The sequence below is a fragment of the Nevskia sp. genome, assembly GCF_051860985.1.
Taxonomy (GTDB): Bacteria; Pseudomonadota; Gammaproteobacteria; order Nevskiales; family Nevskiaceae; genus Nevskia.
In genome coordinates this window covers 242,746-269,673 of sequence record NZ_JBIMKV010000002.1, presented here as the reverse complement: position 1 = coordinate 269,673, position 26,928 = coordinate 242,746, and the positions used below count along the sequence as shown (strand labels likewise).

Sequence of the window (26,928 nt, the reverse complement as noted above, 5' to 3'; positions counted from 1 at the left end):
CAGTATCGGGGCGACGACGCGTCGCGTCGACATCAAAAAAGGCGAGTGCGGCGCTCTCGCCCGCACCCGCCCTTGGGTCCTGCCGTTGAGGGTCAGAACAGCTCGACAGCACCGGCCTGCATCGACAGCTGCGCCACCGGCTTGTGCACCGGCGCGCGCCAGTCGGCCTTGCCCGAATCGGCAACGGTCGGCGCCGCAGGCGGCGGCGTCGCCATCGTTGGTGCGGGCTTCGGCGCGACATAGGCCGGCGCGGCCGGCGGGTAGCCGGGCATCGGGCTCGGCGCCGCCGGGTGCGGCAGCGCTTCGTTGACCAGCACCGCCTGCAGACTCTGGGTTTCATCGCCGATCTGGCGCAGCCGGTTCAGATGCAGCAGGGCCGAGCCCAGCGCCTGGGTGGCGATGTCCTCGAACTGCAGGCAGCGCACCGCCTGGCCGACCGCGACGTTGATCTGCTCGCCGGCGGCATGCGCTTCGCGCGCCGACACCGCCACCGCGCTGTTGATCTCCTCGACCTGCTGCATCAGCCGGCCAACCTCGTTGCGTGCCTGGTGGCTGGCGCTCATGTCGCGGGTCGCCATCTCGCCGACCGCTTCGCGGACCTTGGCGATCGAATCCTTGGAGCTGAACACCAGCTTGCGGATCTGCTCGTTGAAGCTGGTCGAACGCTCCGACAGGTTGCGCACTTCCTCGGCCACCACCGCGAAGCCGCGTCCGGCTTCGCCGGCACGGGCGGCTTCGATCGCCGCGTTCAGCGCCAGCAGATTGGTCTGGTCAGCAATGGTCTTGACGTCGCCCAGCAGCTCGAAGATGGCGTCGAGATGCTTGACCATTGCATCGATGTGCTGCACCGAGGTCGCGCTCTGGCGGCTGACGCCGGCCAGGATGTCGACCAAGCCTTCCATCAGCTGGCTGGCGGTGCGGGCGAAGTGCTGCACGTCGACACCGCCGCCGTGGGAACCTTCGGCACGGCTCAGGATGCGACCGACCGCCGCCTCCTGCGCCTGGCTCTGGCGGTTCATCGTCTCGAAGGCGCTGGTCAGGCTGCGCACCGCTTCGAGGATCAGGCTGCGCACCCGCTCCACCTCGTGCTGGACGCCAGTCGATTCGTTGATCAGCCCGCCGCGCAGTTCATCGAGCATCTGCCGGTGATGGTGCAGCTGGCCCTCGTGCACGCTGGCCAGCTGTCGCTCGCGACGATCGCCGCGCCGGGCCACCCAGCCGAACGCCATCCAGCCGCCCAGCGCCAGCAAGGCGCCGGCCCAGACGGCAGCAGGCGAGGCACCGAGGGCAAACAGCAGGAAGAAGGCGGCGGTGCCGGCCAGCGGCAACAGCCAGGGTTTGTGTTGGATCGCGTTCATGTCGGTGGTTCCGGGTTCGCGGTTGATCGGGAAGGCGTGTCGGTGGTCGTGGGCAGCGGCTGCAGCAGGGCGGGATACGGGATGCTGGGGAGTGATCGGCGGGCCAGGTGAATACTTGACGGCAGCGGTCCTGCTAGGCCGCCCGCCGGTCAGCGGCGCACAGGTTCAGCAGTTCGGCGGCGATGTTGTCGAGCTTGATCGCCCGGTCGGCCGCGCCCATCTTGAAAGCCGCGCCGGGCATGCCCCAGACCACGCTGGACGCTTCGTCCTGGACGATCGTGTGAGCACCGACCTTGAGCATCTCCAGCAGGCCGCGGGCGCCGTCATCGCCCATGCCGGTCAGGATGCAGCCGACCGCGTTGGCGCCGGCGAAGCGCGCGACCGACTTGAACAGCACGTCGACGCTCGGCCGGTGGCGATTTTCCGGCGGCGCGTCCGTCAGCCGGGTGACATAGCGGGCGCCGCTGCGGGTGATTTCCAGATGGCGGTCGCCCGGCGCGATGTAGACGTGGCCGGGCACGATCTGCTGGCCGTCGCGCGCTTCGCAGACCGCCATCGCCGACGAGCGATCCATGCGCAGCGCGAACGGCCCGGAGAACATCGCCGGGATGTGCTGGGTGATGACGATCGCCGGCGCATCGGCCGGCATCCGCTCCAGCACTTCCTTGATCGCCTCGGTGCCGCCGGTGGAGGCGCCGATGGCGATCAGGCGCTCGGTGGTGCGGTAGCGGTTGCCGACCGAGGCCAGCGGCCCTTTCGGCGCCGGCTTCGGGAACGGCGGCGGCCGGACATGGCTGCGGGCCGCCGACTTCACCTTGGCGATCAGGTCGGCCGTGTAGCTGCGCATGCCGGCGGCGAGATCGATCTTCGGCTTGGTGACGAAATCCACGGCACCGAGTTCCATCGCCTGCAGGGTCACTTCGGCGCCCTTCTCGGTCAGCGACGACACCATCACCACCGGCATCGGCCGCAGCCGCATCAGATTTTCGAGGAAGGTCAGGCCATCCATCTTCGGCATCTCGACGTCCAGCGTCAGCACGTCGGGGTTCAGGGCCTTGATCAGGTCGCGGGCGACGAAAGGATCGGGCGCGGCGCCGACCACTTCGAGTTCGCGGTCGCTCGACATGATTTCGGTCAGCAACTGCCGCATCAGTGCGGAGTCGTCGACGATCAGGACCTTGATGATCTTGTTGGGCATCAGAAAAGCTCCACGGAGCCAGCAGTGGGAGATTCGGCGAGCTTGTGCCGGTACAGGCTTTCGCTGGCCAGAACCTCGGTGTCATTGGCGGACGCCAGGCGCTTGACCAGCGCCCGGCCCGTCAGCGGGAAGTAGTGCACGCGTCTCGGGCAGGTGTCGTACAAGTCCTGTGCCGCGACGGGAATCCCTTCGGTGGCCAGATAGCGCAGCACGAAATCGCCGTTGCGCTTGCCGACGTTCGAATGCGTGAAGCCGGCCAGCACCGCGCCGCCGCCGAACACCTTGCATTCCAGCCGGCTGCGCGCGGCGCCGCGCTTGAGCAGTTCGTTGATCAGCATTTCCATCGCATAGGAGCCGTAGCGCGCGCTTTCGTTGGCGGCGCCGCCGTTCTCCAGGTCCGGCAGCATGAAGTGGTTCATGCCGCCGACGCCGGCCAGCGGATCGCGGATGCAGGCGCTGACGCAGGAGCCGAGCACGGTCACCAGCATCACGTCGCGATCGGTGACGATGTACTCGCCCGGCAGCACCTTCATCGCATGGGCGTTGAACTTCGGATCGAAGTAGGTGGTCGGCGCCGCGATCTTCTGCACCTTGTCGCGCACCTTGCGCATCTCGTACATGGCGCTCAGCCCCGGGGCGGCGTGCGGCGATACACGGTACGGCCGATCGAGGTGACGATGTCGGTCGCATGGAAGAAGCTTTCCGAATGGCCGGCGAAGAACAGGCCGTCGGGGCTCAACAGCGGCGCCATCTTCAGCAGGATGTCGCGCTGCGTGGGCTTGTCGAAGTAGATCATCACGTTGCGGCAGAACAGCGCGTCGAACGGCCCCTTCATCGGGTAGCGCGCATCGAGCAGGTTCAGCGGCCGGAAGGTGATCAGCTCGCGCAGCTCGTCGATCACCCGGACCTTGCCGGCGTTGATGCCGCTGCCGCGCCGGAAATAGCGGCGCTTGCGGGCCTCGTCGAGCTTCTCGACCCGCTCCTCGGGATAGATTCCGGCGGCGGCCGTTTCCAGCACGTTGGTGTCGATGTCGGTGGCCAGGATCTTCACCGGCGGCGTCAGGGAGTCGTAGGCCTCGCAGGCGGTGATCGCCAGCGAATATGGTTCCTCGCCGGTGCTGGCCGCCGAGCACCAGATCTTCGCCGGCGTGTGGCGCCCCTTGCCGGCCAGGAATTCCCGAAGGATCTCGAAGTGGTGCGCCTCGCGGAAGAACGAGGTCAGGTTGGTGGTCAGCGCATTGGTGAAGGCCTGCCACTCCTCGTCGCTGCCGCGCGCTTCGAGCTGGTCGAGATAGTCCTTGAACGACACCAGGTTCAGCGCCCGCAGGCGCCGCCCGAGCCGGCTGTAGACCATGTCGCGTTTGGATTCCGACAGCGCGATGCCGGCGCGGCCGTGGATCAGCTGGCGCACGCGATCGAAATCGCGCGCAGTGAAGGTGAAATCGCGATCGTCGTCCACGATCGGTTCGTCTGCGACAGCGGCGGCTCGGCTCATGGCGTCAGAACTCGGTCCACTGCTCGCTGCTGCCGCTGGCCCGCTTGACAGCCGGTGCCGATGCGCCGGCAGCGACGCGCCGGACCGGCGGCATGGTGCGGCCCGGCGGACGGATGCCCGGCGCGGCGGCCGGCGACAGCGCCGGCGTTCTGGCATCGGCCGGCACTCCGCTGTCATTGGCGCTGACCCGGAAGCTGGCGACCGAGGCACTGAGTCCTTCGGCCTGCGATTCCAGCGAACGGGCCGCCGCCGAGGCTTCCTCGACCAGCGCGGCGTTCTGCTGGGTCACCTCGTCCATCTGGGTGATGGTCAGGTTGACCTGCTCGATGCCCTGGCTCTGCTCCTGCGAGGCCGCCGAGATCTCGGCCATGATGTCGGTGACCCGCTTCACGCTGGTGACGATCTCGTCCATCGTCTTGCCGGCCTGCTCGACCAGGCGCGTGCCGTTGCCGACCTTTTCGACCGAATCGCCGATCAGGCTCTTGATCTCCTTGGCGGCGCCGGCGGACCGCTGGGCCAGGCTGCGCACTTCCGCCGCCACCACCGCGAAGCCTCTGCCCTGCTCGCCGGCACGGGCCGCTTCAACGGCAGCGTTCAGCGCCAGGATGTTGGTCTGGAAGGCGATGCCGTCGATGACGCTGATGATGTCGACGATCTTCTTCGACGAGGCCTGGATCGCGCTCATGGTGCCGACCACTTCGCCGACCACCTTGCCGCCCTTCAGCGCGACATCGGAGGCCCCCAGCGCCAGCTGGTTGGCCTGGCGGGCGTTCTCGGCGTTCTGCCGGACGGTGGAGGTCAGCTCTTCCATCGAGCTGGCGGTTTCTTCCAGCGACGCGGCCTGCTGTTCGGTGCGCGCCGAAAGATCGCTGTTGCCGGTGGCGATCTCGCGGGCAGCGGTGTTGATCGCTTCGGTCGATTCCTTGATCCGGGTGACCACGGCGGCCATGTTGTCGACCAGCGCATTGACGCCGCCGCACAGCTCGCGAATCTGGCCGGCCTTGTCGTCCAGCGGCACGCGCTGGGTCAGGTCGCCTTCACGCGCGGCCAGCGCCACCGCCTGGGTCTGTTCGACCGCGCGGTTCAGCGCCATCTGGGCCAGCACCTGCTCGGTGATGTCGGTGGCGAACACGGCGGCCTTGCAGGGCTTGCCGGCGAGATCGAGGATCGAGTTGTAGTTGGCCTGGAACCAGACCACCTTGCCGTCGCGGCCGATGCGCTTGTACTGGCCGTTGGGGCTGTCGCCGCGCGCGATCCGCGCCAGCAGCTCGCGGCCTTCGGCGAGTGCGGCGGCGTTCTGCTCCAGCAGCAGGTCGTGGTGACGGCCGACCAGCTCTTCCTGGGTGTAGCCGGTGGCGCGGCAAAAGTTGTCGTTGGCCATCAGGATGGTGCCGTCCAGCGCCAGCTGGATCGCGCAGCGCGCCCGGTAGACCGCCGCCATCTGCCCGGCGGCATCGGTGTCCTTGATCTTCTGGGCGGTGATGTCGGTGGCGTACTTGATGATCTGCTGCGGCTGGCCGGCGGCATCGAGGATCGGGTTGTACGAGGCGTTCAGCCAGACCTCGCGGCCATCCTTGCCGAAGCGGCGGAACTGGCCGGTGCCGGGCTCGCCGCGGCCGAGCCGCTCCCAGAACTGCTTGTAGTCGGCCGAGGCGCGATGCGCCGGATCGACGAACATCGCGTGGTGCTTGCCGACGATCTCGTCCAGCGCGTAGCCGGTGGCATCGAGAAAGTTCTGGTTGGCGTCGACGATCTTGCCGTCGAGCGTGAACTTGATGACCGCCTGGGTCTTGGAGATCGCGTCGAGCTGGCTTTCGTAGACCGCCGCCTTGAGCTTTGCCTCGGTGATGTCGGTGGCGTACTTGACCACCTTCAGCGGCTTGCCGTCCGGCCCGATGATCGGGTTGTAGGTGGCCTGGATCCAGATCTCGCGGCCGCCCTTGGCGATCCGCTTGTAGGTGCCGCCGTCGAACTCGCCGCGCCCGAGCTTGGTCCAGAACTGCGCGTAGGCCGCGCTGTTGCGGGTATCGGCGTCGACGAACAGCGAATGGTGCTGGCCGACGATCTCGTCGAGCCGGTAGCCGAGCGCGGCGCAGAAATTGTCGTTGGCGGTCAGCACCTTGCCGTCCAGCGTGAACTCGATGACCGCCTGCGCCTTGGAGATCGCCTTTAGCTGGCCTTCGTAATCGGCGGCCTGCAGCTTGGCCAGGGTGATGTCGGTGGCGTACTTGACCACCTTGAACGGCTTGCCGGAGGGATCGAGGATCGGGTTGTAGCTGGCCTGGATCCAGATCTCGCGACCGCCCTTGCCAACCCGCTTGTACTGGCCGGCATCGAAATCGCCACGACCGAGCTTGGCCCAGAACGCCGCGTACTCCGCGCTCTGGCCTTCCTCCGGCGTCACGAACATCGCGTGGTGCTGGCCCTTGATCTCGTCGATCCGATAGCCGACTGCCGCGCAGAAGTTGTCATTGGCGTTGAGGATGCGGCCGTCCAGCGAAAACTCGATCACCGCCTGCGCCTTGCCGATCGCGGCGATCTGGCCGTGGAACTCGGCGGCCTGCAGCTTGGCCTGGGTGATGTCGCTGGCGTACTTGACGATCTTGTACGGCCGGCCGGCGGGATCGAGGATCGGGTTGTAGCTGGCCTGGATCCAGACCTCGCGGCCGCCCTTGCCGATGCGCCGGTACTGGCCGGCGTCGTACTCGCCGCGCCCGAGCTTGGCCCAGAACAGCCGGTAGGCGTCGGAAGCGCGCTCCTCGGCGGTGACGAACATCGAATGGTGCTGGCCGCAGACCTCGTCAAGCGTGTAGCCGACCGCCTTCAGGAAGTTGTCGTTGGCGTGCAGGATCCTGCCGTCCGGCGTGAATTCGATGACCGCCTGCGACTTGGCGATCGCATCGAGCTGTCCCTGCTGGTCGGCGGCGCGCAGCCGGGCTTCGGTGATGTCGCTGGCGTACTTGACGACCTTGACCGGCTTGCCGTCAGGGCCGTCGATCGGGTTGTAGGTGGCCTGCAGCCAGACCTCGCGGCCGCCCTTGGCCAGCCGCCGGTACTGGCCGGCGTCGAACTCGCCGCGGCCGAGCTTCTCCCAGAACAGCCGGTAGTCGATCGACGCGCGCTGCTCCGGCGTCACGAACATCGAATGGTGCTGGCCCTGGATCTCGTCCAGCCGGTAGCCGAAGGTGTTCAGGAAGTTGTCGTTGGCGTGCAGGATGCGGCCGTCCATCGAGAACTCGATGACCGCCAAGCTGCGATCAATCGCCGCAGCCCGGCAGGCGTGATCGGCAATGCGGTTGCGGTCGGCGGCGCGGCTGAACAGCGAATCGAGAAGCTTCATGGCAGGTTCCGGATGAACGTGGAGCGAAGATCGGGGGCGGCGGGCGCGTGCCAACGCCCGCTGCAAGTCCGGTTCCCGGCAGCCGATGCCGGATTTCCGGCGCCGTCCGCCGGTCTTTGCCTCGCGCAAAGAAAGAGGCCCCGCGACCCGACGCCGCAAGGCGTGGATCGCGGGGCCCGGATGGCCCTGGTACGTTGGATCAGAACTCGGTCCAGGTGTCGGTCGCGGCGGCTGCGCGGCCAGCGGCCGCCGACGCCGGCCGGCGCAGCGGCGCTGCCGGTGCCGAGCGGCCGCGTGCCACGGCCGGCTTGGCGGCGACGGCCGGCGCACGGCGGCTGGCTGCCACCGCGCCATTGCTGGCGCTGGCACCGGCACCGGATGCCGACTCGGCCACCGTGAACGTGGACACCGCCGCCGCCAGGCTGCGCGCCTGGTCTTCCATCGAACGGGCCGCCGCCGAGGCTTCCTCGACCAGCGCGGCGTTCTGCTGGGTGACCTGATCCATCTGGGTGATCGCCTGGTTGACCTGGTCGATGCCGGTCGACTGCTCCTGCGAGGCCGCCGAGATCTCGGCCATGATGTCGGTGACCCGCTTCACGCTGGTCACCACCTCGTCCATGGTCTTGCCGGCCTGTTCGACCAGCCGCGCGCCGACATCGACCTTCTCGACCGAATCGCCGATCAGGGTCTTGATCTCCTTGGCCGCCGAGGCGCTGCGCTGCGCCAGGCTGCGCACTTCCGCCGCCACCACCGCGAAGCCTCGGCCCTGCTCGCCGGCGCGCGCGGCTTCCACCGCCGCATTGAGCGCCAGGATGTTGGTCTGGAAGGCAATGCCATCGATGACGCTGATGATGTCGACGATCTTGCGCGAGGAATCGTTGATCGCCGACATCGTCGACACCACCTGGCCGACCACCTGCCCGCCCTTGATGGCGACGTCCGAAGCGCCCAGCGCCAGCTGGTTGGCCTGGCGGGCGTTCTCGGCGTTCTGCTTGACGGTAGAGGTCAGCTCTTCCATCGAGCTGGCGGTTTCTTCCAGCGACGCCGCCTGCTGCTCGGTGCGCGCCGAAAGATCGCTGTTGCCGGTGGCGATCTCGCGCGCCGCCGTGTTGATGGTTTCGGTCGAAGCCTGGATCTGGCCGACCACGGCGGCCATGGTGTCGACCAGCACGTTGACGCCGCTGCACAGGTCGCGGATCTCGCCGCTCATGCCATCAAGCGTGATGCGCTGCATCAGGTTGCCGTCGCGGGCCGCTCCCACCACCTGCTGGGTCTGCGCCACGGCGCGCTCCAGCGCCTGCTGGGTCAGCACCTGGGCGGTGATGTCGCTGGCGTACTTGACGACCTTGAACGGCTTGCCGTTCATGTCGAGGATCGGGTTGTAGCTGGCCTGAATCCAGATTTCGCGACCGCCCTTGCCGATGCGCTTGTACTGGCGCATGTCGTACTCGCCGCGCGCGAGCTTTTCCCAGAGCGCCTTGTACTCCGGCGATTCGCGATAGCCGGGTTCGACGAACATCGAGTGATGGCGGCCGCGCACCTCGTCCAGCGTGTAGCCGAGGGTGTTGAGGAAGTTGTCGTTGGCGGTCAGCACGGTGCCGTCGAGCTTGAACTCGATGACCGCCTGCGATTTCGAGATCGCCGACAGCTGGCCGTCGCTGTCGGCGGTCTTCAGCCGCAGCGCGGTGATGTCGGTGGCGTAGATCGCGACCTTGGCCACCTGGCCGTCGACCAGCACCGGGTTGTAGTTGGCCTGCAGCCACAGCTCGCCGCCGCTGCCGTTGCGGAAGCGGAACTGGCCGGCCAGCGGCTCGCCGTGCAGCAGCTTGTCCCAGCCGTCGCGCAGCTCGCGGGACGCCGGGTCGTCGGCGCCGATCAGCACGTGGTGCGGCTGGCCGCGCAGCGTGTCCAGCGGCCGGCCGATCAGCTGGGTGAAGTTGTCGTTGGCGGTGACGATCACGCCGCGCGCATCAAGCTCCAGATAGGCGCGCAGGCGGCCGATCGCGTACAGCTGGGCGCGGGCCAGCTTCAGCTCGCGGGCTTCCGCCGAGGCAGCGCCGCCGAACAGCTTCGACAACAGCGTGCCGGCGCTCACGCCGACACCTGCAGGGCGCAGCGGAAGACGGAAGTAGGTGGGGACAGCGCCGCGCCGCAGCGGGCGGCCGGCAGCAGCAGGAATCGGGAAGTCATGGCGTGGAGTTCCGGACAGCGGGTGATGGCAATTCGGGACGCGTGGCGAGGCGCGCGGCTAGTGGACGGCCTGGGTCTGGACATCGACCAGGGCCATGTCGGTTGACGACATCAGGCTTTCGATGTCGACCAGGATCAGCATCCGCTCGTCGAGCGCACCCAATCCGGTGATGTAGGAGGTATCGAGCGCGCTGCCGAATTCCGGCGTCGGCTTGATCTGCTCGGGGCTCAGCTGGGTCACGTCGGAGACGCTGTCGACGACGATGCCGACGATCCGGCGCGCGATGTTCAGGATGATCATCACCGTGAACTCGTTGTAGACCACCGAGTCGAGGTTGAACTTGATGCGCAGATCGATCACCGGAACGATGGCGCCGCGCAGGTTGATCACGCCCTTGATGAACTCCGGCGCGCCGGGAATCCGGGTCACGGTGTCGTAGCCGCGGATCTCCTGCACTTTCAGGATGTCGACGCCGTAGTACTCGTTGCCAAGCGTGAAGGTCAGCAGTTCGCGGCCGATCGCGGCATGCGCGGGATCGGTGCCGGGTAGCGGGGAAGCGGATGTCGGGTTCATGGCGGCAGGCAACCTGTCGTGCGGGCTTGGCCAGACCGGGTGCAAGTTCAGGGCCCGTCCGGGCCGGCCTTCAAGCCGCCGCAGCCGGTCGGAATGACAAGAGCCGCCCGGCGGTCGCCGCCACGCAAAAGGCCCCTTGCGGGGCCTGATGACGACAGCAGCCGGAATGGCCACCGGAGCCTCCGGCGCAAGCGCCGGAATTCCGACAGCCGTGCGCGCCGCCTCAGTGCATCGCGCGGCCCGCCTCCGGTGCCAGCCGGGCCAGATCCTCGGCCTGCAGCAGGCGTTCGATGTCGACCAGGATAAGCATGCGGTCGTCCAGCGCGCCGAGGCCGGCGATGTAGCGGGTATCGAGGCCGGTACCGAACTCTGGCGCCGGCTTGACCTGCTCGGGCGTCAGCCGGGTCACGTCGGAGACGCCGTCGACGACGATGCCGACGATCCGGCTGGCGAGGTTCAGGATGATCATCACCGTGAACTCGTTGTAGGCGACGGTATCGAGCCGGAACTTGATGCGCAGGTCGATCACCGGAACGATCGCGCCGCGCAGGTTGATCACGCCCTTGATCCACAGCGGCGCATCCGGGATGCGGGAGACGGTATCGTAGCCGCGGATCTCCTGCACTTTCAGGATGTCGACCCCGTAGTACTCGGTACCGAGCGAGAAGGTCAGCAGTTCGCAGCCGGCTACCGGGGCGGCGGCGATGTGCGGGGCCGCAGCGGCGGCCGTTTCAGTGTTCATGGCGGGTCTCGGGATTCGGGCGCGGCATCAGAATTCGGTCCAGGCATCGCTGCCGACGGCCTTGCGCAGCGCCGGCGCGGCACTGGCGGCGGGGCTGCGCCGGGCGGCCGGACGGGTGCGGGCCGGCACGGCCCTGGCAGGCGCGGCAGCGGCCTGCACGACGGCCGCATCGGCCACCGTGGCGGCGCGACTGCCGTCGAGCACGAACACCGACACCGTGTGCGCCAGCGCTTCGGCCTGCTGCTCCAGCGCGTGGGCGGAGGCCGAGGCCTGTTCGACCAGCGCCGCGTTCTGCTGGGTCACCTCGTCCATCTGGGTGATCGCCTGATTGACCTGCTCGATGCCCGAACTCTGTTCTTCCGAGGCTGCCGAGATCGCCGAGATGATCTCGGTCACCCGCTTCACGCTGCCGACCACTTCCTCCATCGTCCGGCCGGCCTGCTCGACCAGCTTGGTGCCGTTGCCGACCTTCTCGACCGAATCGCCGATCAGCACCTTGATCTCCTTGGCGGCGGTCGCCGAACGCTGCGCAAGGCTGCGCACCTCCGACGCCACCACCGCGAAGCCGCGCCCCTGCTCACCGGCGCGGGCGGCTTCCACCGCCGCGTTGAGCGCCAGGATGTTGGTCTGGAAGGCAATGCCGTCGATGACGCTGATGATGTCGACGATCTTCTTCGACGAATCGTTGATCGCGCTCATCGTGGTCACCACATCGGACACCACTTCGCCGCCCTTCACCGCGATCTGCGAAGCGCCGCGCGCCAGCTGGTTGGCCTGCCGCGCGCTTTCGGCATTCTGCTTGACGGTGGAGGTCAGCTCTTCCATCGAGCTGGCGGTTTCCTCCAGCGAGGCCGCCTGCTGTTCGGTGCGCGCCGACAAATCCTGGTTGCCGGCCGCGATCTCGCGCGATGCCGTGTGGATGGTTTCGGTGGCCTGCTTGATCGTGGCGATGATCCGCGACAGCTGCTCGACGGTCTGGTTGGAGTCCAGCTTCACCTGGCCGAAGGTGCCCTGGTAGTCGGCGCTGATGGTTTCGGTCAGATCGCCCTTGGCCAGCGCACTCAGCACCCGCACCACTTCGCCGAGGCCCACCGAGCTGGTGTCCATCAGCTGGTTGATGCCCTGCGCCAGCGCCAGGAAGAAGCCGCTCTTGCCTTCGATGGCGATGCGCTGCGTGAAGTCGCCATGAGCGGCGGCGATGACGATGCGCGCCACCTCGGCTTCGGTGGCCACTTCGTGGCTGATGTCGCGGGCGTAATTGATGACCTTCACCGGCTTGCCGGCGGCGTCCATCAGCGCGTTGTACGACGCTTCCAGCCAGACCTCGTGGCCGTCGCGGGCGATGCGCCGGAAGCGGCCGGCGATGAACTCGCCGCGCCGCAGGCGGTTCCAGTGCGCGGCGTAGTCCGGATGGGCGACCTCGACCGGATCGCAGAGCATGCTGTGCGGCTTGCCGACGAGGTCGGCCAGCGCGTAACCGAACGTCTTCTGGAAGATCTCGTTGGCCTGCAGGATGCTGCCGTCCAGGCCGAATTCGATGACCGCCTGCGCGCGATTGATCGCCGCCAGCTGGCCGCTGTTCTCCGCTGCCACCGCGGCGCGGCGGCGCAGCTCGGCCTGCATGCGGTCGAGCGCAGCCATGACGCTGCCCGGGTGGTCGGTTGCACCTTCGACCTCGCGGTCGAGCATGCCGCCGGCAATGCGTTCGGCCACCGCCCCGGCATCGCTGGGATCGGCGCCGAGCTGGGCCATGATGCGGCGCGTCGTCGCCAGGCTCAGCCAGGCCAGCAGGCCGGCCAGCACGGCCAGGCTGCCGAACTGGGTCAAGGTCACCTCGCGGCCGACCGCCTCGCCCTGCGCGCCCTGCCGCCCGATCAGCGCCTCGATGCCATCGCCGACACCGGACAGCGTGCCTTCCAGCGTGCTGAACGCGGCATGGAACTCCGGCATCCGCGCCTGCGCCGCCCGGATATCGTGGGCGGCCAGATCGACGATCGTGGTGGCCGCTCCGGCATAGGCTTCGATCTGCGGGTCGGCGGCCTCCAGCTGCTGATGCACGCCGGCATCCAGGGTCGCGGCGCGCAGCGAGGCCAGGGCCTCGTTGATGTTGGCGATGTGCTCGTCGAGGCCCTTGCGGATCTCGGCGAAGCGTGCGGCATCGGCCTTGCCATCGGCGGCCAGCATCGCGGCCAGCACGTCCGAATTGACGGCGTCATGCATCATGTCGACCTGCATCTGCGCGCGCACCGCCTTGGCCGCCAGCGATTGCCGCGCCGTGCTTTCCAGCAGCAGCTTCTGGCCGAACCAGCCGACCAGGCCGATCGTGCAGGCCGCCACCAGGCCGGCTGCGCCGAGCATCAACAGACGTTGCTTGAGTTTCATCTTGGGGAGTCCTGTGAAAGTGACGGGCGCGCTTACCAGCGCGCCGACAGGCCGATGGCGACAGTGATGTCCGGCGTGCTGTGGTTCAGGCCGGCATAGGCGGCGGTGTCGAGCTGCAGGTTGTCGGTCACCAGCCAGACCAGGCCGGTATCGAAGGAAAATTGCGTGTTGCCGTGGCCGGCGGAACCGAGTTCCTCGCTGGCCAGTTCTACGAAGCTGCGCCAGTTCGGCGTCCAGGCATGGGCGAAGGTCACACCGGCGATGCCGCTGACGTAGTCATTACCGGCGTCGTCCTCGTTCAGCGCGATGCCCGGCATCACCCCCAGCGAGCACTCGTACGGCAGCTCCCATTCGGCGACGCCGCGCAGCGACGGCCGGTCGCCATGGCCGCGAAAGGCCTGGCTGCCGGTCGGAATGTCGACATGGAACAGCAGCGCCATCGAGGCATCGGCCGGACCGGGTGCCGGCAGGTGGTACTTCAGGCCCAGCGACAGGTCGCCCATGCCGTCGACATGCGGCGACTGGCCATCCGCGCGCTCGTGCAGCGAGCCATCGGTTTCCAGCCGCGCTTCCCAGTTCTCGGCAAAGCCGAGGCGCAGCAGGGTCGGCGTGGCGATCTGCTGCGGGCGATGGCCGAAGCCGTCGCGCCGCTCCATGGCGACACTGGTCTCGATCTGGAAGGTGCCGGCGCCGACGGTCAGGCTGGATTCCACGAAGTCGGGGCGATCCGTGCTCAGCGGCTCGGCCAGCGCCGGGCCGCCAAGGCTGGCGACAGCCAGCGCGATGATGGCGGTCAAGGGCGCGTTCATCAGAATTCCGTCCACTGATCAGCAGCCTTGGCGGGCGCTTCAGCGCTGGCACGACGCGGCGCTGCAACCGTGCGGCCGCCGCGAGGTGCTGCGGCACGCACCGGCATCGGCAGCACCCGGCCGCCTGCCGCTGCGCCTTCGGCTTCACCCTGGCTGCGCTGCGCCGCCGACAGCACGAAGAACGCCACCGTGCCGGCCAGACCACTGGCCTGCTGCTCCATCGAGCGGGCGGCTGCCGACGCCTGTTCGACCAGCGCGGCGTTCTGCTGCGTCATCTCGTCCATCTGGGTGATGGCCTGATTGATCTGCTCGATACCCGAGCTCTGTTCCTCGGACGCCGCCGTGATCTCCGACATGATGTCGGTGACCCGCTTCACGCTGGTGACGATCTCGTTCATCGTCCGGCCGGCCTGTTCGACCAGCTTGGTGCCGGCGCCGACCTTTTCGACCGAATCGCCGATCAGCACCTTGATCTCCTTGGCCGCCGTCGCCGAACGCTGCGCGAGGCTGCGCACTTCCGCCGCCACCACCGCGAAGCCCCGGCCCTGCTCGCCGGCGCGCGCGGCTTCCACCGCCGCATTGAGCGCCAGGATGTTGGTCTGGAAGGCAATGCCATCGATGACGCTGATGATGTCGACGATCTTCTTCGACGAATCGTTGATCGCGTCCATCATGCTGACCACGTCGGACACCACCGTACCGCCCTTGACCGCCACTTCCGAGGCGCCGATCGCCAGCTGGTTGGCCTGGCGGGCGTTCTCGGCGTTCTGCTTGACGGTGGAGGTCAGCTCTTCCATCGAGCTGGCGGTTTCTTCCAGCGATGCCGCCTGCTGTTCGGTGCGCGCCGAAAGATCGCTGTTGCCGCTGGCGATCTCGCTGGCCGCGACATTGATGGTGTCGGTCGCCGACTTGATCGACGACACGATGCTGGCCAGCTGCTGCACGCTGGCGTTGGAATCGGTCTTCAGCTGGCCGAAGGTGCCCTGGTAGTCGTTGCTGATGGTTTCGGTCAGGTCGCCCTTGGCCAGCGCGCCCAGCACCCGCGCCACTTCACCCAAGCCCGCCGAGCTGGTTTCCAGCAGCTGGTTGAGGCCCTTGGCCAGCGTGCCGAAGTAGCCTGCCTTGCCTTCCAGCGAAATGCGCTGCGTGAAATCGCCATGGCCGGCCGCCTCGACGATCCGCGACACCTCTTGCTCGGTGGCGACCTCGACCGTCCGATCCAGCCATTCGACGACGGCGCCGAGGCGGGTGCCGTCTTCGCCGACGATCGGGTTGACGGTCAGCGCGAAGCTGCGACCACCGACCTTGATCGAGGCACGCATCGTCGAGCGCATGCGCTCCAGCATCTGGGTCTGGTGCGCCGGGTTCTTGTGCAGCGAATCGATCGAGGTGCCGATCAGCTTGCGGGCATCGAAGTTCGGCAGGTCGCGGCGGATGTCGGACTCGGCTGCCAACAGCATCTCCTGCACCGAGCGGTTGACGTAGACGATGGTGCGGTCGGCGTCGGCGATCATCACATTGGTGGTGACGTTGTCGAGGGCATTCAGGATGCGGCGGTTGACGTCGGCCTCGTGCTTCATCGCTTCGGCGCGCTCGGCTTCACGGTTGGCGCGTTCGCGCTCGGCGGCGTGTTCGGCATTGACGCCGCGGATGATCCACAGCGCGATGGCGGCGAAGCCAACCAGCCCGATGCCGACCAGCAGCAGCATCTGCAGGCGGCTGGCCGCCAGCGCACTGCCGCGCGCATCCAGCGCATGGCCGATCAGCGCCACCGAGGCCTTGGCCAACTCGAGCTGCGCCCGCTCGGCCTGCAGCAGGATCTGCTCGCGGCCGGCACTGGCGGCCGGCAGCGCCAGTTCAGCCAGCGCCGCATGGGTCGCGGTATCGGCCGTCTTCAGGGTTTCGCCCAGCGTGTCGCGGAAGCCCGGCTCGGCGGCCATCGCCTTGCGCAGCGATTCATCGAAGCCGCGCGTGGTCGTGGCGAGGCGGTCGGCCAGCACCGCCGGCGCGACACCGCTGGCGGCACCCTGGCGAGCGTCGCCAAGCACCGCGATGAGCGCTGGCGCTTCGAGCATCGAGGCCGACATCAGGTGGTAGGTGCCGGCTTCCGGATCGAGCGACAGCGTCGACTCGTCGGCGATGCGGGTCAGCGAATCGCGCCATTCGATGCGCGCGGCCGCCGTGCCCTGCGTGCCGCCGGCATCGAGCGCGGCCAGCACCGGCGCGATGCCGGCCTGCTCGGCGGTCACGGCCTCCAGCGCCAGATTGACCTGGCCAACGTACTGCGCGGTGGCGAGGCCGATCAGCACGGTTGCCAGGGAAATCATCACGACCAGCTTGCTGGTCAGACGCATGGATTTCAGGAACTCAGACATCGGAATGCTCCTTGATGCAAAAAGGTTCAGGCAGGCCGGGATTCCGGGCTGCAATGTGGAGACGCCGCGCTGCACGCGCGCCGCGGCCGTCCGTGATGGCGCTGCGATCAGCAAAGAAGAGGCGAAGACGCCGGGGCAGCAGGCGATGGGCTGGTGCGCGCATCGCGATCAGGCCGCTGCGGCCTGGCTGGTGCTGCGCACCAGTTCGCCGACATCCAAGATCAGCGCGACATGGCCGTCGCCCATGATCGTGGCGCCGGAAATGCACGGCACCCGCCGGTAGTTGGCTTCCAGGTTCTTGATCACCACCTGCTGCTGGCCAACCAGTTCGTCGACCAGCAGGGCGACCTTGCGGCCTTCGGATTCGAGCAGCACCAGGATGCCCTTGTGGGCTTCGCGCACCTCCGAGTTCAGCCCGAACAGCCGCCACAGCGCGACCATCGGCAGGTACTCGTTGCGCACTCGCACCACCTGCCCGTCGCCGGCCACGGTCTTGACCTGCTCCGGCGCCGGCTGCAGCGATTCGACCACCGCATTCAGTGGCAGCACGAAGGTTTCGCCGGCCACGGCGACGGTCATCCCATCGAGGATCGCCAGGGTCAGCGGCAGGCGGATCAAGGTGCGCGAGCCGCGCCCGGCCTCGGAGAACAGTTCGACCTGGCCGCCGAGCGCCTGGATGTTCTTCTTCACCACGTCCATGCCGACCCCGCGGCCGGAGACATCGGTGACCTTCTCGGCGGTGGAGAAGCCCGGCGAGAAGATCAGCTGCCAGACCTCGGCATCGGGCATGGTTTCCGCCTGCGCGGCCGTGATCAGGCCATTGGCCTGTGCCTTGGCGAGAATGCGGGCGCGATCGAGGCCGCGACCGTCGTCGGCTACTTCGATGACGATGTGGCCGCCGGCATGGGAGGCCGACAGCCGGATGGTGCCGGTCGCGTCCTTGCCGGCGGCAACGCGCGCCTCCGGCAGTTCCAGACCGTGGTCGAGCGAGTTGCGGACCAGATGGTTGAGCGGATCGGTGATCTTCTCGATCACGGATTTGTCCAGCTCGGTCTGCTCGCCGACGGTGACCAGCCGCACCTGCTTGTTGAGCTTGGCGGCCAGGTCGCGGACCACGCGCGGGAAGCGGCTGAACACCGCTTCCATCGGCAGCATGCGGGTGGCCATCACCGCTTCCTGCAGCATCCGGGTGTTGCGGTCGAGCTGCGACAGGCCGTTGAGCAGCTTTTCGAACTGCACCGGGTCGAGCGTCGAGGCCTGCTGGGTCAGCATGGCCTGGGTGATCACCAGCTCGCCGACCAGGTTGATCAGCGCGTCGATCTTTTCGGTGCCGACGCGGATCGAGCTGCCCTCGCCGCTGGCGCGCGTCGTTGCGGCCGGGGCCGGCGCGGCGGCTGGCGCCGACGCGGCGACGGCCAGCGCCTCCGGCGGATTGCTGCGCACCAGCGCCAGCGCCGGACGCGCGGCAGGCGCAGCCTCGGGCGCAGCAGCGGCCACGGTGGCCGGCAGCGCGCTGATCTCGATCAGCGCCTCGTCCTCCACCCAGGAGAACTGCTCCTCGACCTCGGCGCGCGACACGTCGCCATGCAGGCACAGGTTCCAGGCCAGATGACAGGATTCGGCATCGGCGTCGGCAAACGACGGCAGCTGCGCAGTGTCGGCCTCGACCTCCAGCCGGCCCAGCAGTTCCAGGCCGCGAATGATGCGCAGCGGATCATTGCCGCTGCGGAACAGGTCCGGCCGGGGTGCGAAGCGGATCTTCCAGCCCGCCGCCGGTACCGCGACTGCAGCTTCCGCAGCGGCGGCGACCCCGGCGACTGCCGGCTCGCCGTGCAGCGCGCGATGGATTTCCGCCTGCGTGGCGGCCACCGCTGCGGCATCGAACGGCGTGCCGTCGCGGGCCGCGCCCAGCAGGCCGCGCAGCACGTCGACGACGCGCAGCAGCAGATCGACATCGCCCTGGGTGATCACCCGCTTGCCGGCGCGCATCTGGTCCAGCAGCGTCTCGACGCCGTGCGTGTAGTCGGCGACGCCGGCAAAGCCGAAGGTGGCGGCGCCGCCCTTGATCGAGTGCGCCGCTCGGAAAATGGTGTTGATGGTTTCCGAATCGACCGCCGCGACGTCCAGCGCCAGCAGCGCGGTTTCCATCGAATCCAGCCCTTCGAAGCTTTCTTCGAAGAAGCTCTTGTGGAATCGCTCCAGGTCGATGCTCACGGGCGCACCTGCGGCGCGCGACGGGCATGGGGCGGACGGCTCGGCTTCATGTCAGGTCTCGGTTGCGGCGACGCGCGAGGGCGTCAGGGCCGGCCAGCGCCATGAAACGGTCGGCGCCAGCCTGATGCAGGCCCCGAGGCAAGCCGCATTCCAGCGCGCCGATGACGGGGAATTGACATCCGCTCCGGCCGTTGCGGCCGGCGTGCGCGCTCAGGCGGCAGCCGCGTCCGGGTGGTCGAGGCCGGCCAGCCAGCGCGGCAGCGCATCGGCTTCGCCGCAGCGGGCGAACCAGTCGGTATCGATCCGCGCCAGCACCGCTTCCGGCCGCAGGCCGCCGGGGCTCGCCAGGCGCGCGTGCTCGATGGCATCGGCGACATGGATGGCGCCGGCAATGCCGAACTGCGGCTCGCCGAGCGCGGCCGGCGAATGGTGGAAGGCCACTGCTTCGACCAGCGCTTGCGGCAGCCCCCAGAGCACCAGCAGGTGCGCGCCGATCTCGGCATGGGTGCAGGCAAACACCTGCTGCTCGGCGACGTGCAGCGGCAGTTCGCGGATGCGCGCCAGTTCGCTGGCGCGCGAGAACGCTTCCGGCATCGACACCGCCAGCACCACCCGGCCGATGTCGTGCAGCATGCCGGCGCAGTACGCGGTACGGCTCAGCTCGCGGTCGCTCAGCAGGCCGGCGGCGATGCTGCCGACCCGCTGCGAATGCTGTTGCACGGCGTCCAGCGAAAAGCCGGCCGGCGCCGCCAGCCGCGACATGGCCCGGAACATCTCGCTGGACACCACCAGGTTGCGGATCGGCTCGAAGCCGAGATAGGTGACCGCCTCGCGAATGTGGGTGATGCGCCGCGACAGGCCGAAGAACGCCGAATTGACCAGCTGCAGCAGGCGGGCGGTCATCGACATGTCCTGCTCGATGATGGTCGCCACCGATTTCGGTGTGGCCCGGCCGCTGTCGAGTTCCTGACTCAGCAGCTGGTACAGGCGCGGCACCGCCGGCAGGCTGCGCAGCCCGCCGAGCGAGGCCCGCACGCCATTGCTGTAGAGCCGTGCGCTGAGCGCGCAGGTACGGAACACGATGCGCTGCAGCTGCGCCGGATCGAACGGCCGGCAGAGGATCTGGTGCGCCGCCGGCAGCGCCTTCATCAGCAGCTGGGTGCTGGTATTGGCCGACAGCACGAAGCGCGCCGTGGTCGGCCAGCGCTCGCGCACCTGGCGCAGCAGCGCAACACCATCGAAGCCGGGGCCGGTCAGCTCGGTGATCACCACGTCGGCCGGCGTCCGGTCGAGTGCCGCCAGCGCGGCGGCCTCGCCGACCACACATCGCATCGACCATTCATCGGCGAGCACCGACAGCCGCTTGAGCAGCTGCTCGCCGGCAGCGGCGGACACTTCGACCAGCAGGACCTGGATCATGGGGATTCGGCGGTTTGCAGACTGTCGGAACGGGTCTCGGCCGGGGTGGTCTGGCCGTCCGGCACCATCACCAGCACCGGTTCACGGACCCGGCCGCGCGAAAAGTTGGTCAGCCGCGCCAGAAAGCTTTCGCTGATCACGAAGCCGCGCGTCACCAGCAGCTGGCCGGCGGTGGTGCACAGGTCACCGGCGATCACCATGCCCGGCTGCAGCATGGCGATCGGCAGCTGGCGCACCGACACCCGACCCTGGTCGCGGGCACGCAGGCTTTCCAGCGCGTCGATCACGGCGGCGTCGCCGGCCACCTTGCGGGCGCGCAGCACGCCCAGCGCCTCGGCGCTGCCGTAGCCGTGCGTCAGCAGGGTGTCGAAGCCTTCGGCCACCCGCAGGATCGCGGCGCAGCGGCCGAGCGTGGCCAGCGTGCCGCTGCCGAAATCGGTGGCCCAGCCTTCCGGCAGCGGCTGTTCATGGCTCAGCAGCAGGATTGCCCGGGCCGGCTCCAGCCGCGGGATCGCCGCCAGCAGGCGGTCGGTGAGCTTCGGCAGCCGGGCCAGCATCGCCGCCTCGTCGGGCAGCGGAATCTCGCCGGCGTGCAGGCGCTGCAGCACTTCGGCCGGCAGGCTGACCCTGCCGATCGACGACAGCAGCGCCGCCACTTCCAGCGACCAGCCGGGCGCGAAGGCCAGTTCCTTGGCCAGCTCCAGACTCAGCTGCTGCACGCGCAGCGCCTGGCCGTGGCCGGCCGGATCGACCACCGCCAGCACCTCGGCCAGCGCCTTGATCGCGCCGCGCAGCGTCTGCTCCAGCAGCGCCCGCTCTGCCGCCTGCACCCGGTAGTGCTGGGCGGCGGCATCGAACGCGGCAAGCAGCTGCGCCGGCGGACAGGGCTTGGTCAGGAAGCGGAACACGCCGCCGTCATTGACCGCCGCGATCGCCGAGCCGACATCGGCGTGGCCGCTGAGCAGCATGCGCACGCCGTGCGGCTGGCGGTTGCGGATCTCGCGCAGCAGCGCCGCGCCATCCATCCCCGGCATGCGCATGTCGGACAGCACGATGGCGAACGGCGCCATCGTGTCGATCATCTTCAGCGCCTGTGTCGGCTGGGTGGTGCCGTGCACCTCGTAGCGGCGGCCGAGCTGCAGTTCCAGCCCTTCCAGCACCGCCGGCTCGTCGTCGACCAGCAGCACGCGCAGCCGCGCGCCGTCATCGGGCATGGCCGTCTCCGCTGCCGCGATGGCGTTCCAGCCACTGCGGCAGGCAGTGCAGGCGGTCGATACGGCTCAGATAGGCGCTGTCCAGGGCCTCGTCGCCGCCCTGCCCGGCATGGCTGCCGGCCAGTTCGTGCGCCAGCCAGTCGGCGATGTGGACGGCGCCGGCCGCCGACAGGTGCAGGTCGTCGAGCAGGCTCGGCCGATGGTGGAAGGCCACCGCTTCGACCAGCGGCTGCGGCAGCCCCCAAAGCGCCAGCAGGTGCCCGCCAACCAACGCATGACTGGTTCCGAACACCGGCTGCTGCTCGGCGCAGTGCAGCGGCAGCGGCGGCGGCGCGGCGACATCCGGGCGCTGCGGCGGCAGGCTCAGCACCATCAGGCCGATGTCGTGCAGCATGCCGGCGGCCATCGCGATGGTTCGCGTCTGCGGATCTTCGGGCAAGGTTTCGGCGATGGTCGCCACCCGCAGCGCGTGGCCGTGCAGCCGTTCCAGATCAAGGCCGCCGCTGAGGCACAGCGGCGCCATGCCGCGGAACAGCTCGCTGGTCAGCACCAGCGCCCGCACCGGCTCCAGGCCGAGCAGCGTCACCGCATCGCGCACCGAGCAGATCGGCCGCGCGAACGCGAAGAACGCCGAATTGACCACCTGCAGCAGCCGCGCAGTCATCGCCACGTCCTGCTCGATGATCGCGGCGACGCGCTTCAGCGTGGCGGCCGGCCGGTCCAGCTCCTCGGCCAGCTCCCAGTACAGGCGCGGCAGCGCCGGCAGGGTCGAGACCGAGGCGATCGCCTGCTTGACCGCGTCGGAGAACAGTTCGTCCTGCAGCAGCCGGCAGCGGCTGATGATGGCGTGCAGCCGGCGCGCATCGCAGGGCTTGGACAGGAACTGGTGGGCGACCGGCAACGAGCGCATCACGCCTTCGCGGTCGGCCTGGCCGGACAGGATGATGCGCACCGTCTCCGGCTGCCGCTCGCGCACCGCGCGCAGCAGGCTTGCGCCGTCCATGCCGGGCATCCGCATGTCGCTGACCACCACGTCGACATGGCGCTGGCGCATCGCGGCCAGCGCTTCGTCGCCGCTGCCGGCGAACATCAGGTGCCATTCGCTGCGCCACGGCCGCAGGCGGTTCTCCAGCCCTTCGAGGACATCGGCCTCGTCGTCGACGAACAGCACGTTGATCATGGCGCGCCGGCCTCGGTCGCTGCGCCCGGTTCGCCCGGCCCGGCGACCGGCAGGCGGATCGTGAAGGTGGTGCCGGTACCGACTTCGGTCGTGAAATCGAGACCGCCGTGGTGGCGTTCGACGATCACGCTGCGGGCAATCGCCAGCCCCTGGCCGGTGCCCTTGCCGACCGCCTTGGTGGTGAAGAACGGATCGAACACGCGCTGGCGGATCGCCTCCGGAATGCCGGTGCCGGTGTCGCCGATATCGATCTGCACCTGACCGTCCACAGCGGCAGTACGCACGGTGATGGTGCCGCGCTGGCCGTCGCCGCGCGCCTCGATGGCGTGCGCGGCGTTGACCAGCAGGTTCAGGAACACCTGGTTCAGATCGCCGCCGTGGGCGATCACCCGGGGAAGCTCGCCGTAGTCGGTGACCACGTCGGCAACGTACTTGTACTGGTTGTGGGCCACGGTCAGCGCGTCGGCGAGGCTTGCGTTGATGTCCACCTCGGCCAGCTCGCTGCGCGGGTGCGAGAAGCGCTTCATCGCATCGACGATCGCCGCGACCCGGTGCACGCCTTCGATCGAGCGGCCGATGGCGCGCGGCACCCGCTGGCGCAGGTAGTCGACATCGGCGTCGGCCAGCGCCGCGTCGAAGCGCTCGGCCGCAAGCTGCCCGTCGCGCAACGCGCGACCGGCGTCGACCACCTTGCCGAGTGCGTCGAAGGATTCGTGGATGAAATGCAGGTTGTCGCCGACGAACTGCAGCGGCGTATTGATCTCGTGGGCGATGCCGGCGGCCAGCTGGCCGAGCGATTCCAGCTTCTGCGCCTGGCGCAGTTCCATTTCCAGCTTGCGCTGTTCGCGCAGGTCGATCGCCACCACCAGGATCGCCAGCGGCTCGCCGGCCTCGTCGCGCTGGCAGGACGCCGACAGCAGCACCGGGATGCTGGCGCCGTCGCGGCTCTGCCAGCGGTCCTCGGCCCGGTGCAGCGCATCGCGGGCGGCCAGGCAGCGTTCGATGAACGCCGGCGCGGTCGGCCAGAAGCGCGCCAGCGAACGATGGATGCTGCTGCCGGCGCGGATGCCGAGCAGGCTGTGGAACTCGCGGTTGGTGCGGGTGATCTCGCCACGCGGCGACAGGGTCAGCAGCGCGCCGGGAATCACTTCATAGAGGCCCAGCAGGTAGCCATAGACGGCGCTCATCTGCTGCTGGTTCATCAGCAGCTCGGCGTCGCGCTCGCGCACCTGCTGCTCGAGCGCAGCGATCCGCGCCTCGGCCGAGCCGGCGCCGACCGCGACCGCCGCCGCGCCCACGTTCACCCCAGCACGCGCTGGATGGTGGCGATCAGCTGCTCCGGATTGAACGGCTTGACCAGCCAGCCGGTGGCGCCGGCCGCCTTGCCTTCGGCCTTCTTCTCCGGCGTCGACTCGGTGGTCAGCATCAGCAGCGGCGTGAACTTGTAGTCCGACATCGTGCGCAGGTTCTTGACCAGGGTCAGGCCGTCCATGTTCGGCATGTTGACGTCGGCCAGCACCAGCTTGAATTTCTCCTTCTGCGCCAGCTGCAGCGCCACCGCGCCGTCTTCCGCCTCGGCGACATCGAAGCCGGCGGACTTCAGCGTGAAGGCGACCATCTGGCGCATCGAGGCGGAATCATCAACAGCAAGGACACGGTGGCTCATGACAGTTCCCGGGCGAGTTCAAGGGAGGGGACAAGACCCAGCAGGCGCGCCGCGCCGAGCAGGGTGGCGGAAGGGGCGTGCCAGCCGGTGCGGAGCCCGGCGGCGGCACGGTCGCGGCAGAACATCAGCAGCAGCTGCAGCGCGCTGGTATGCACGCGCTGCACCTGGCTGCCGTCGAGCATCAGGTCGGCATCGTCCAGCCGCGCGGCCAGCAGCGCGCGCAGATGGCCGGTTTCCTCGATGCCGACATCGGCCGGCAGCAGCAGCGGTGCCGGGGCGGCGGCCTTGCGGCGGCTGCGCCGGGCGGGCCGCGCGGCTGCCGGTGCGGGGCTGGAATCGGTAGCGGGATCGTTCATCGGATGGGGCCTTGGGACGGCGCGGATGGAAGCGGACGTTGCAGCCTCGCCTTCAAGTCCTGTTCCCGGCGCGGCTGGCGGAATTCCGTCGGCGGCAGGCCGGTTCAGGCGGCGCGCGGCAGGCTGGGCGCCGGCGCCAGCACCGACACCAGGCGGTCGGCGTCGAGCAGGGTCAGCAATTCGCCGGGCCGGGTGACGACGCCGATCACGCCAGAGCTGGCCGCTTCGCCGCCGGTGGCCGGCGCGCGCTTGATCGCGCCATCGGCGATACGCCGGACATCGACCACCCGATCGACCCGCAGGCCCACCGACTCGCCGTGACCGTCGACCACCACGCAGCACACCGGCGTGCTCAGTGGCCGCGCCGCCAGCCCCAGGCGCAGCCGCAGATCGAGAATGGTGACGATGGCGCCGCGCAGGTTGGCGACACCCAGGATCTGCGCGGCGGCGCCGGGCACCGATTCGATCTCGGTGTCGGCCAGCACTTCCTGCACTTTCAGGATTTCCAGCCCGTACAGCTGGCCGGCGAGTTCAAAGGTGACCCAGCGTGTGGAGTCATCCTGGGCGCGGCGGACATTCATCGACATGGCTTTCGACCTTCGGGTTGGCAGTGACGGGGACCGACGGCCTCACGGCGTTGCCGGCGGCCCGTGCGGCAGCAGCTCGCTTTCCAGCACGCGGTCGACCATCACGTCGGACGCGGCATCGGCGGCGCTGTACACCGGCAGCGGCGGCAGGGCCGGCGCATCGGTTGCCGGCAGATCGGCCGGCGGCGCAAGGGCTGCAGCCGCTTCCGGCGGAACGGGCGCTGGCAGCGGTCCGGCGGCAGCGTCCTGGGCGGCCTCGGCGGCGTCCGGCGTGCCGAGCACCACGATCAGCACGCGGCGATTGGCGTTGCGGCCCTCGGGCGTGTCGTTGGCGGCCTTCGGCTGGAATTCGCCGAAGCCGGCGACGCTGAGCCGCTTCGGGTCCAGACCATCGGCCATGAACAGCGCGACGACGCTGGCCGCGCGCGCCGACGACAGCTGCCAGTTCGACGGAAACGCGCGGGTGGCGATCGGCAGGTTGTCGGTGTGGCCTTCGACGCGCACCGCGTTCGGAAACGGCGCCAGCACGGCGGCGATCCGCGCCAGCACCGGCCGGGCCGGTTCGGACAGCTCGGCCACGCCGCTGGGAAACAGGATGTCGGCGCGGATCTCGATCTCCAGCCGCAGGCCGTTGGCGCGCACGCTGACCAGCTGGCGATCGACCAGCGAGCCCATCGCCTTTTCCACTTCGGCGGCCATCCGGCCGAGATCGCGGGCGCCGCCGCGCGGCTGGCCGTAGGACGGCAGCGGCATCCGCAGCGGCGAGATCCGGGTGCCGCCGGCACCGCTGCCGGCGCCCGGACGCGGCAGCAGGCTGACCAGCGTCGGCACCGCGCCGTGCTGCGGGTTGTCGCCGATCTGGATCGGCGAAGGGCTGCGCGGCCGGCCGCCGAAGGCCTCGTTCAGCGAATCGGACAGCACCCGGTACTTGCCCTCGTTGACCGAGGACATCGAGTACAGCACCACGAACAGCGCCAGCAGCAGGGTCACCAGATCGCCATAGGGAATCGCCCAGGCTTCGTGGTTGCTGTGTTCCTCGTGGCTGCGGCGGCGGGCCATGGCCGGGCGCCTCAGTGCAGGAAGCCGGACAGCTTGACCTCGATGTTCCTCGGGTTCTCGCCGTTGGAAATCGCGATCAGGCCTTCGATGATCATTTCCTGCGTGCGCACCTGGGCGGCCACGGCGGCCTTGAGCTTGGAGGCGATCGGCAGGAAGAACAGGTTGGCGCTGGCGATGCCGTAGATGGTGGCGACGAACGCCGCCGAAATGCCGTGGCCGAGCTTGGAGGGATCAGCCAGGTTCTGCATCACAGCCATCAGGCCCATCACCGCGCCGATGATGCCGAGCGTCGGCGCGTACACGCCCATGCTTTCCCAGACCTTGGCGCCGGCCAGGTCGAAGTGTTCGCGGGTCGACACCTGCACTTCCAGCGTCGTGCGGATGACGTCGGGCTCGGCACCGTCGACCAGCATCTGCAGACCCTTGCGGATGAACGGATCGGTCTCGGCATCGACCGCGCCCTCAAGCGCCAGCAGGCCCTGCTTGCGGGCGCTGTTGCTCCATTCGACGATCCGGGCGATCAGCGCCCGGCCATCCTCGTGCGGCGGCTGGAACACCCACTTCGCCATCTGCATGCCGCGCCTGAAGGTGGCCATCGGCGTGTGCACGGTGATCGCCGCCAGCGTGCCGACGATGACGATCACGAACGCCGCCGGCCCCCACAGCGCGGCGACGCCGGAGCCTTTCAGGATCGAGCCGCCGACGATCGCGACCGCCGCCAGCACGAAGCCGATGATGCTCAGCAGATCCATGGGTCAGCGCCGGCCGCG

Annotated in this window: 21 protein-coding genes; all 21 read right to left on the bottom strand. The window is 68.9% G+C overall.

Annotated elements, in window-relative coordinates; all coding sequences use genetic code 11:
• Positions 1-92: 92 nt before the first annotated feature.
• Positions 93-1,358: a methyl-accepting chemotaxis protein gene (locus tag ACTIGJ_RS03435; protein WP_439638880.1), complete on the bottom strand. Its 1,266-nt coding sequence runs from the start codon at positions 1,356-1,358 to the stop codon at positions 93-95.
• A 133-nt stretch (positions 1,359-1,491) separates the two neighbouring features.
• A complete protein-coding gene (locus ACTIGJ_RS03430; RefSeq protein WP_439638879.1) occupies positions 1,492-2,556 on the bottom strand; it encodes a protein-glutamate methylesterase/protein-glutamine glutaminase in 1,065 nt (354 codons plus the stop codon).
• Entirely contained in the window at positions 2,556-3,176 is a 621-nt protein-coding gene (cheD, locus tag ACTIGJ_RS03425) for a chemoreceptor glutamine deamidase CheD (protein ID WP_439638878.1), read from the bottom strand. Before cheD ends, ACTIGJ_RS03430 begins: the two co-directional genes overlap by 1 nt.
• A gap of 5 nt (positions 3,177-3,181) precedes the next feature.
• Positions 3,182-4,051: a CheR family methyltransferase gene (locus ACTIGJ_RS03420; RefSeq protein ID WP_439638877.1), complete on the bottom strand. Its 870-nt coding sequence runs from the start codon at positions 4,049-4,051 to the stop codon at positions 3,182-3,184.
• 4 nt (positions 4,052-4,055) lie between these two features.
• Positions 4,056-7,391: a methyl-accepting chemotaxis protein gene (locus ACTIGJ_RS03415; protein WP_439638876.1), complete on the bottom strand. Its 3,336-nt coding sequence runs from the start codon at positions 7,389-7,391 to the stop codon at positions 4,056-4,058.
• Positions 7,392-7,590: 199 nt separating this feature from the next.
• Positions 7,591-9,468, bottom strand: coding sequence for a methyl-accepting chemotaxis protein (locus ACTIGJ_RS03410; protein ID WP_439638928.1), 1,878 nt, complete (start codon positions 9,466-9,468; stop codon positions 7,591-7,593).
• A gap of 171 nt (positions 9,469-9,639) precedes the next feature.
• A complete protein-coding gene (locus ACTIGJ_RS03405) occupies positions 9,640-10,155 on the bottom strand; it encodes a chemotaxis protein CheW (RefSeq protein WP_439638875.1) in 516 nt (171 codons plus the stop codon).
• 223 nt (positions 10,156-10,378) lie between these two features.
• The gene (locus tag ACTIGJ_RS03400) at positions 10,379-10,897 is read right to left on the bottom strand and encodes a chemotaxis protein CheW (RefSeq protein WP_439638874.1); all 519 of its coding nucleotides are present in this window, start codon (positions 10,895-10,897) and stop codon (positions 10,379-10,381) included.
• A gap of 27 nt (positions 10,898-10,924) precedes the next feature.
• Positions 10,925-13,279, bottom strand: a complete 2,355-nt coding sequence (locus ACTIGJ_RS03395; protein ID WP_439638873.1) for a methyl-accepting chemotaxis protein — start codon at positions 13,277-13,279, stop codon at positions 10,925-10,927.
• Between the two features lie 32 nt (positions 13,280-13,311).
• Complete coding sequence (locus ACTIGJ_RS03390; protein ID WP_439638872.1) at positions 13,312-14,088, bottom strand: transporter; 777 nt, start codon at positions 14,086-14,088, stop codon at positions 13,312-13,314.
• Complete coding sequence (locus ACTIGJ_RS03385) at positions 14,088-16,442, bottom strand: methyl-accepting chemotaxis protein (RefSeq protein ID WP_439638871.1); 2,355 nt, start codon at positions 16,440-16,442, stop codon at positions 14,088-14,090. The genes ACTIGJ_RS03390 and ACTIGJ_RS03385 overlap by 1 nt, the downstream gene beginning before the upstream one ends.
• 189 nt (positions 16,443-16,631) lie before the next feature.
• Positions 16,632-18,677 carry a chemotaxis protein CheA gene (locus ACTIGJ_RS03380; RefSeq protein WP_439638870.1) on the bottom strand — a complete coding sequence of 682 codons (2,046 nt, stop codon included), beginning with the start codon at positions 18,675-18,677 and terminating at the stop codon, positions 16,632-16,634.
• Between the two features lie 210 nt (positions 18,678-18,887).
• Positions 18,888-20,096, bottom strand: coding sequence for an HDOD domain-containing protein (locus ACTIGJ_RS03375; RefSeq protein ID WP_439638869.1), 1,209 nt, complete (start codon positions 20,094-20,096; stop codon positions 18,888-18,890).
• Positions 20,093-21,310: a response regulator gene (locus ACTIGJ_RS03370; RefSeq protein ID WP_439638868.1), complete on the bottom strand. Its 1,218-nt coding sequence runs from the start codon at positions 21,308-21,310 to the stop codon at positions 20,093-20,095. Before ACTIGJ_RS03370 ends, ACTIGJ_RS03375 begins: the two co-directional genes overlap by 4 nt.
• A complete protein-coding gene (locus tag ACTIGJ_RS03365) occupies positions 21,300-22,490 on the bottom strand; it encodes an HDOD domain-containing protein (RefSeq protein ID WP_439638867.1) in 1,191 nt (396 codons plus the stop codon). The genes ACTIGJ_RS03370 and ACTIGJ_RS03365 overlap by 11 nt, the downstream gene beginning before the upstream one ends.
• Positions 22,487-23,794, bottom strand: a complete 1,308-nt coding sequence (locus ACTIGJ_RS03360) for a two-component system sensor histidine kinase NtrB (protein WP_439638866.1) — start codon at positions 23,792-23,794, stop codon at positions 22,487-22,489. Before ACTIGJ_RS03360 ends, ACTIGJ_RS03365 begins: the two co-directional genes overlap by 4 nt.
• Positions 23,791-24,156, bottom strand: coding sequence for a response regulator (locus ACTIGJ_RS03355; protein ID WP_439638865.1), 366 nt, complete (start codon positions 24,154-24,156; stop codon positions 23,791-23,793). Before ACTIGJ_RS03355 ends, ACTIGJ_RS03360 begins: the two co-directional genes overlap by 4 nt.
• Positions 24,153-24,512: an STAS domain-containing protein gene (locus tag ACTIGJ_RS03350; protein ID WP_439638864.1), complete on the bottom strand. Its 360-nt coding sequence runs from the start codon at positions 24,510-24,512 to the stop codon at positions 24,153-24,155. The genes ACTIGJ_RS03355 and ACTIGJ_RS03350 overlap by 4 nt, the downstream gene beginning before the upstream one ends.
• 104 nt (positions 24,513-24,616) lie before the next feature.
• Entirely contained in the window at positions 24,617-25,099 is a 483-nt protein-coding gene (locus ACTIGJ_RS03345) for a chemotaxis protein CheW (RefSeq protein ID WP_439638863.1), read from the bottom strand.
• Between the two features lie 42 nt (positions 25,100-25,141).
• Entirely contained in the window at positions 25,142-26,158 is a 1,017-nt protein-coding gene (gene motD / locus ACTIGJ_RS03340; protein ID WP_439638862.1) for a flagellar motor protein MotD, read from the bottom strand.
• 11 nt (positions 26,159-26,169) lie between these two features.
• Positions 26,170-26,910 carry a flagellar motor protein gene (locus ACTIGJ_RS03335; RefSeq protein ID WP_439638861.1) on the bottom strand — a complete coding sequence of 247 codons (741 nt, stop codon included), beginning with the start codon at positions 26,908-26,910 and terminating at the stop codon, positions 26,170-26,172.
• Positions 26,911-26,928 lie beyond the last annotated feature (18 nt).

What these genes read in the sequence shown, in the direction of transcription:
- ACTIGJ_RS03435 (WP_439638880.1), bottom strand. Translation starts at nt 1,358, where the DNA reads ATGAACGCGATCCAACACAAACCCTGGCTGTTGCCGCTGGCCGGCACC.
- ACTIGJ_RS03430 (WP_439638879.1), bottom strand. Translation starts at nt 2,556, where the DNA reads ATGCCCAACAAGATCATCAAGGTCCTGATCGTCGACGACTCCGCACTG.
- cheD (WP_439638878.1), bottom strand. Translation starts at nt 3,176, where the DNA reads ATGTACGAGATGCGCAAGGTGCGCGACAAGGTGCAGAAGATCGCGGCG.
- ACTIGJ_RS03420 (WP_439638877.1), bottom strand. Translation starts at nt 4,051, where the DNA reads ATGAGCCGAGCCGCCGCTGTCGCAGACGAACCGATCGTGGACGACGAT.
- ACTIGJ_RS03415 (WP_439638876.1), bottom strand. Translation starts at nt 7,391, where the DNA reads ATGAAGCTTCTCGATTCGCTGTTCAGCCGCGCCGCCGACCGCAACCGC.
- ACTIGJ_RS03405 (WP_439638875.1), bottom strand. Translation starts at nt 10,155, where the DNA reads ATGAACCCGACATCCGCTTCCCCGCTACCCGGCACCGATCCCGCGCAT.
- ACTIGJ_RS03400 (WP_439638874.1), bottom strand. Translation starts at nt 10,897, where the DNA reads ATGAACACTGAAACGGCCGCCGCTGCGGCCCCGCACATCGCCGCCGCC.
- ACTIGJ_RS03395 (WP_439638873.1), bottom strand. Translation starts at nt 13,279, where the DNA reads ATGAAACTCAAGCAACGTCTGTTGATGCTCGGCGCAGCCGGCCTGGTG.
- ACTIGJ_RS03390 (WP_439638872.1), bottom strand. Translation starts at nt 14,088, where the DNA reads ATGAACGCGCCCTTGACCGCCATCATCGCGCTGGCTGTCGCCAGCCTT.
- ACTIGJ_RS03385 (WP_439638871.1), bottom strand. Translation starts at nt 16,442, where the DNA reads ATGCGTCTGACCAGCAAGCTGGTCGTGATGATTTCCCTGGCAACCGTG.
- ACTIGJ_RS03375 (WP_439638869.1), bottom strand. Translation starts at nt 20,096, where the DNA reads ATGATCCAGGTCCTGCTGGTCGAAGTGTCCGCCGCTGCCGGCGAGCAG.
- ACTIGJ_RS03370 (WP_439638868.1), bottom strand. Translation starts at nt 21,310, where the DNA reads ATGCCCGATGACGGCGCGCGGCTGCGCGTGCTGCTGGTCGACGACGAG.
- ACTIGJ_RS03365 (WP_439638867.1), bottom strand. Translation starts at nt 22,490, where the DNA reads ATGATCAACGTGCTGTTCGTCGACGACGAGGCCGATGTCCTCGAAGGG.
- ACTIGJ_RS03355 (WP_439638865.1), bottom strand. Translation starts at nt 24,156, where the DNA reads ATGAGCCACCGTGTCCTTGCTGTTGATGATTCCGCCTCGATGCGCCAG.
- ACTIGJ_RS03350 (WP_439638864.1), bottom strand. Translation starts at nt 24,512, where the DNA reads ATGAACGATCCCGCTACCGATTCCAGCCCCGCACCGGCAGCCGCGCGG.
- ACTIGJ_RS03345 (WP_439638863.1), bottom strand. Translation starts at nt 25,099, where the DNA reads ATGTCGATGAATGTCCGCCGCGCCCAGGATGACTCCACACGCTGGGTC.
- motD (WP_439638862.1), bottom strand. Translation starts at nt 26,158, where the DNA reads ATGGCCCGCCGCCGCAGCCACGAGGAACACAGCAACCACGAAGCCTGG.
- ACTIGJ_RS03335 (WP_439638861.1), bottom strand. Translation starts at nt 26,910, where the DNA reads ATGGATCTGCTGAGCATCATCGGCTTCGTGCTGGCGGCGGTCGCGATC.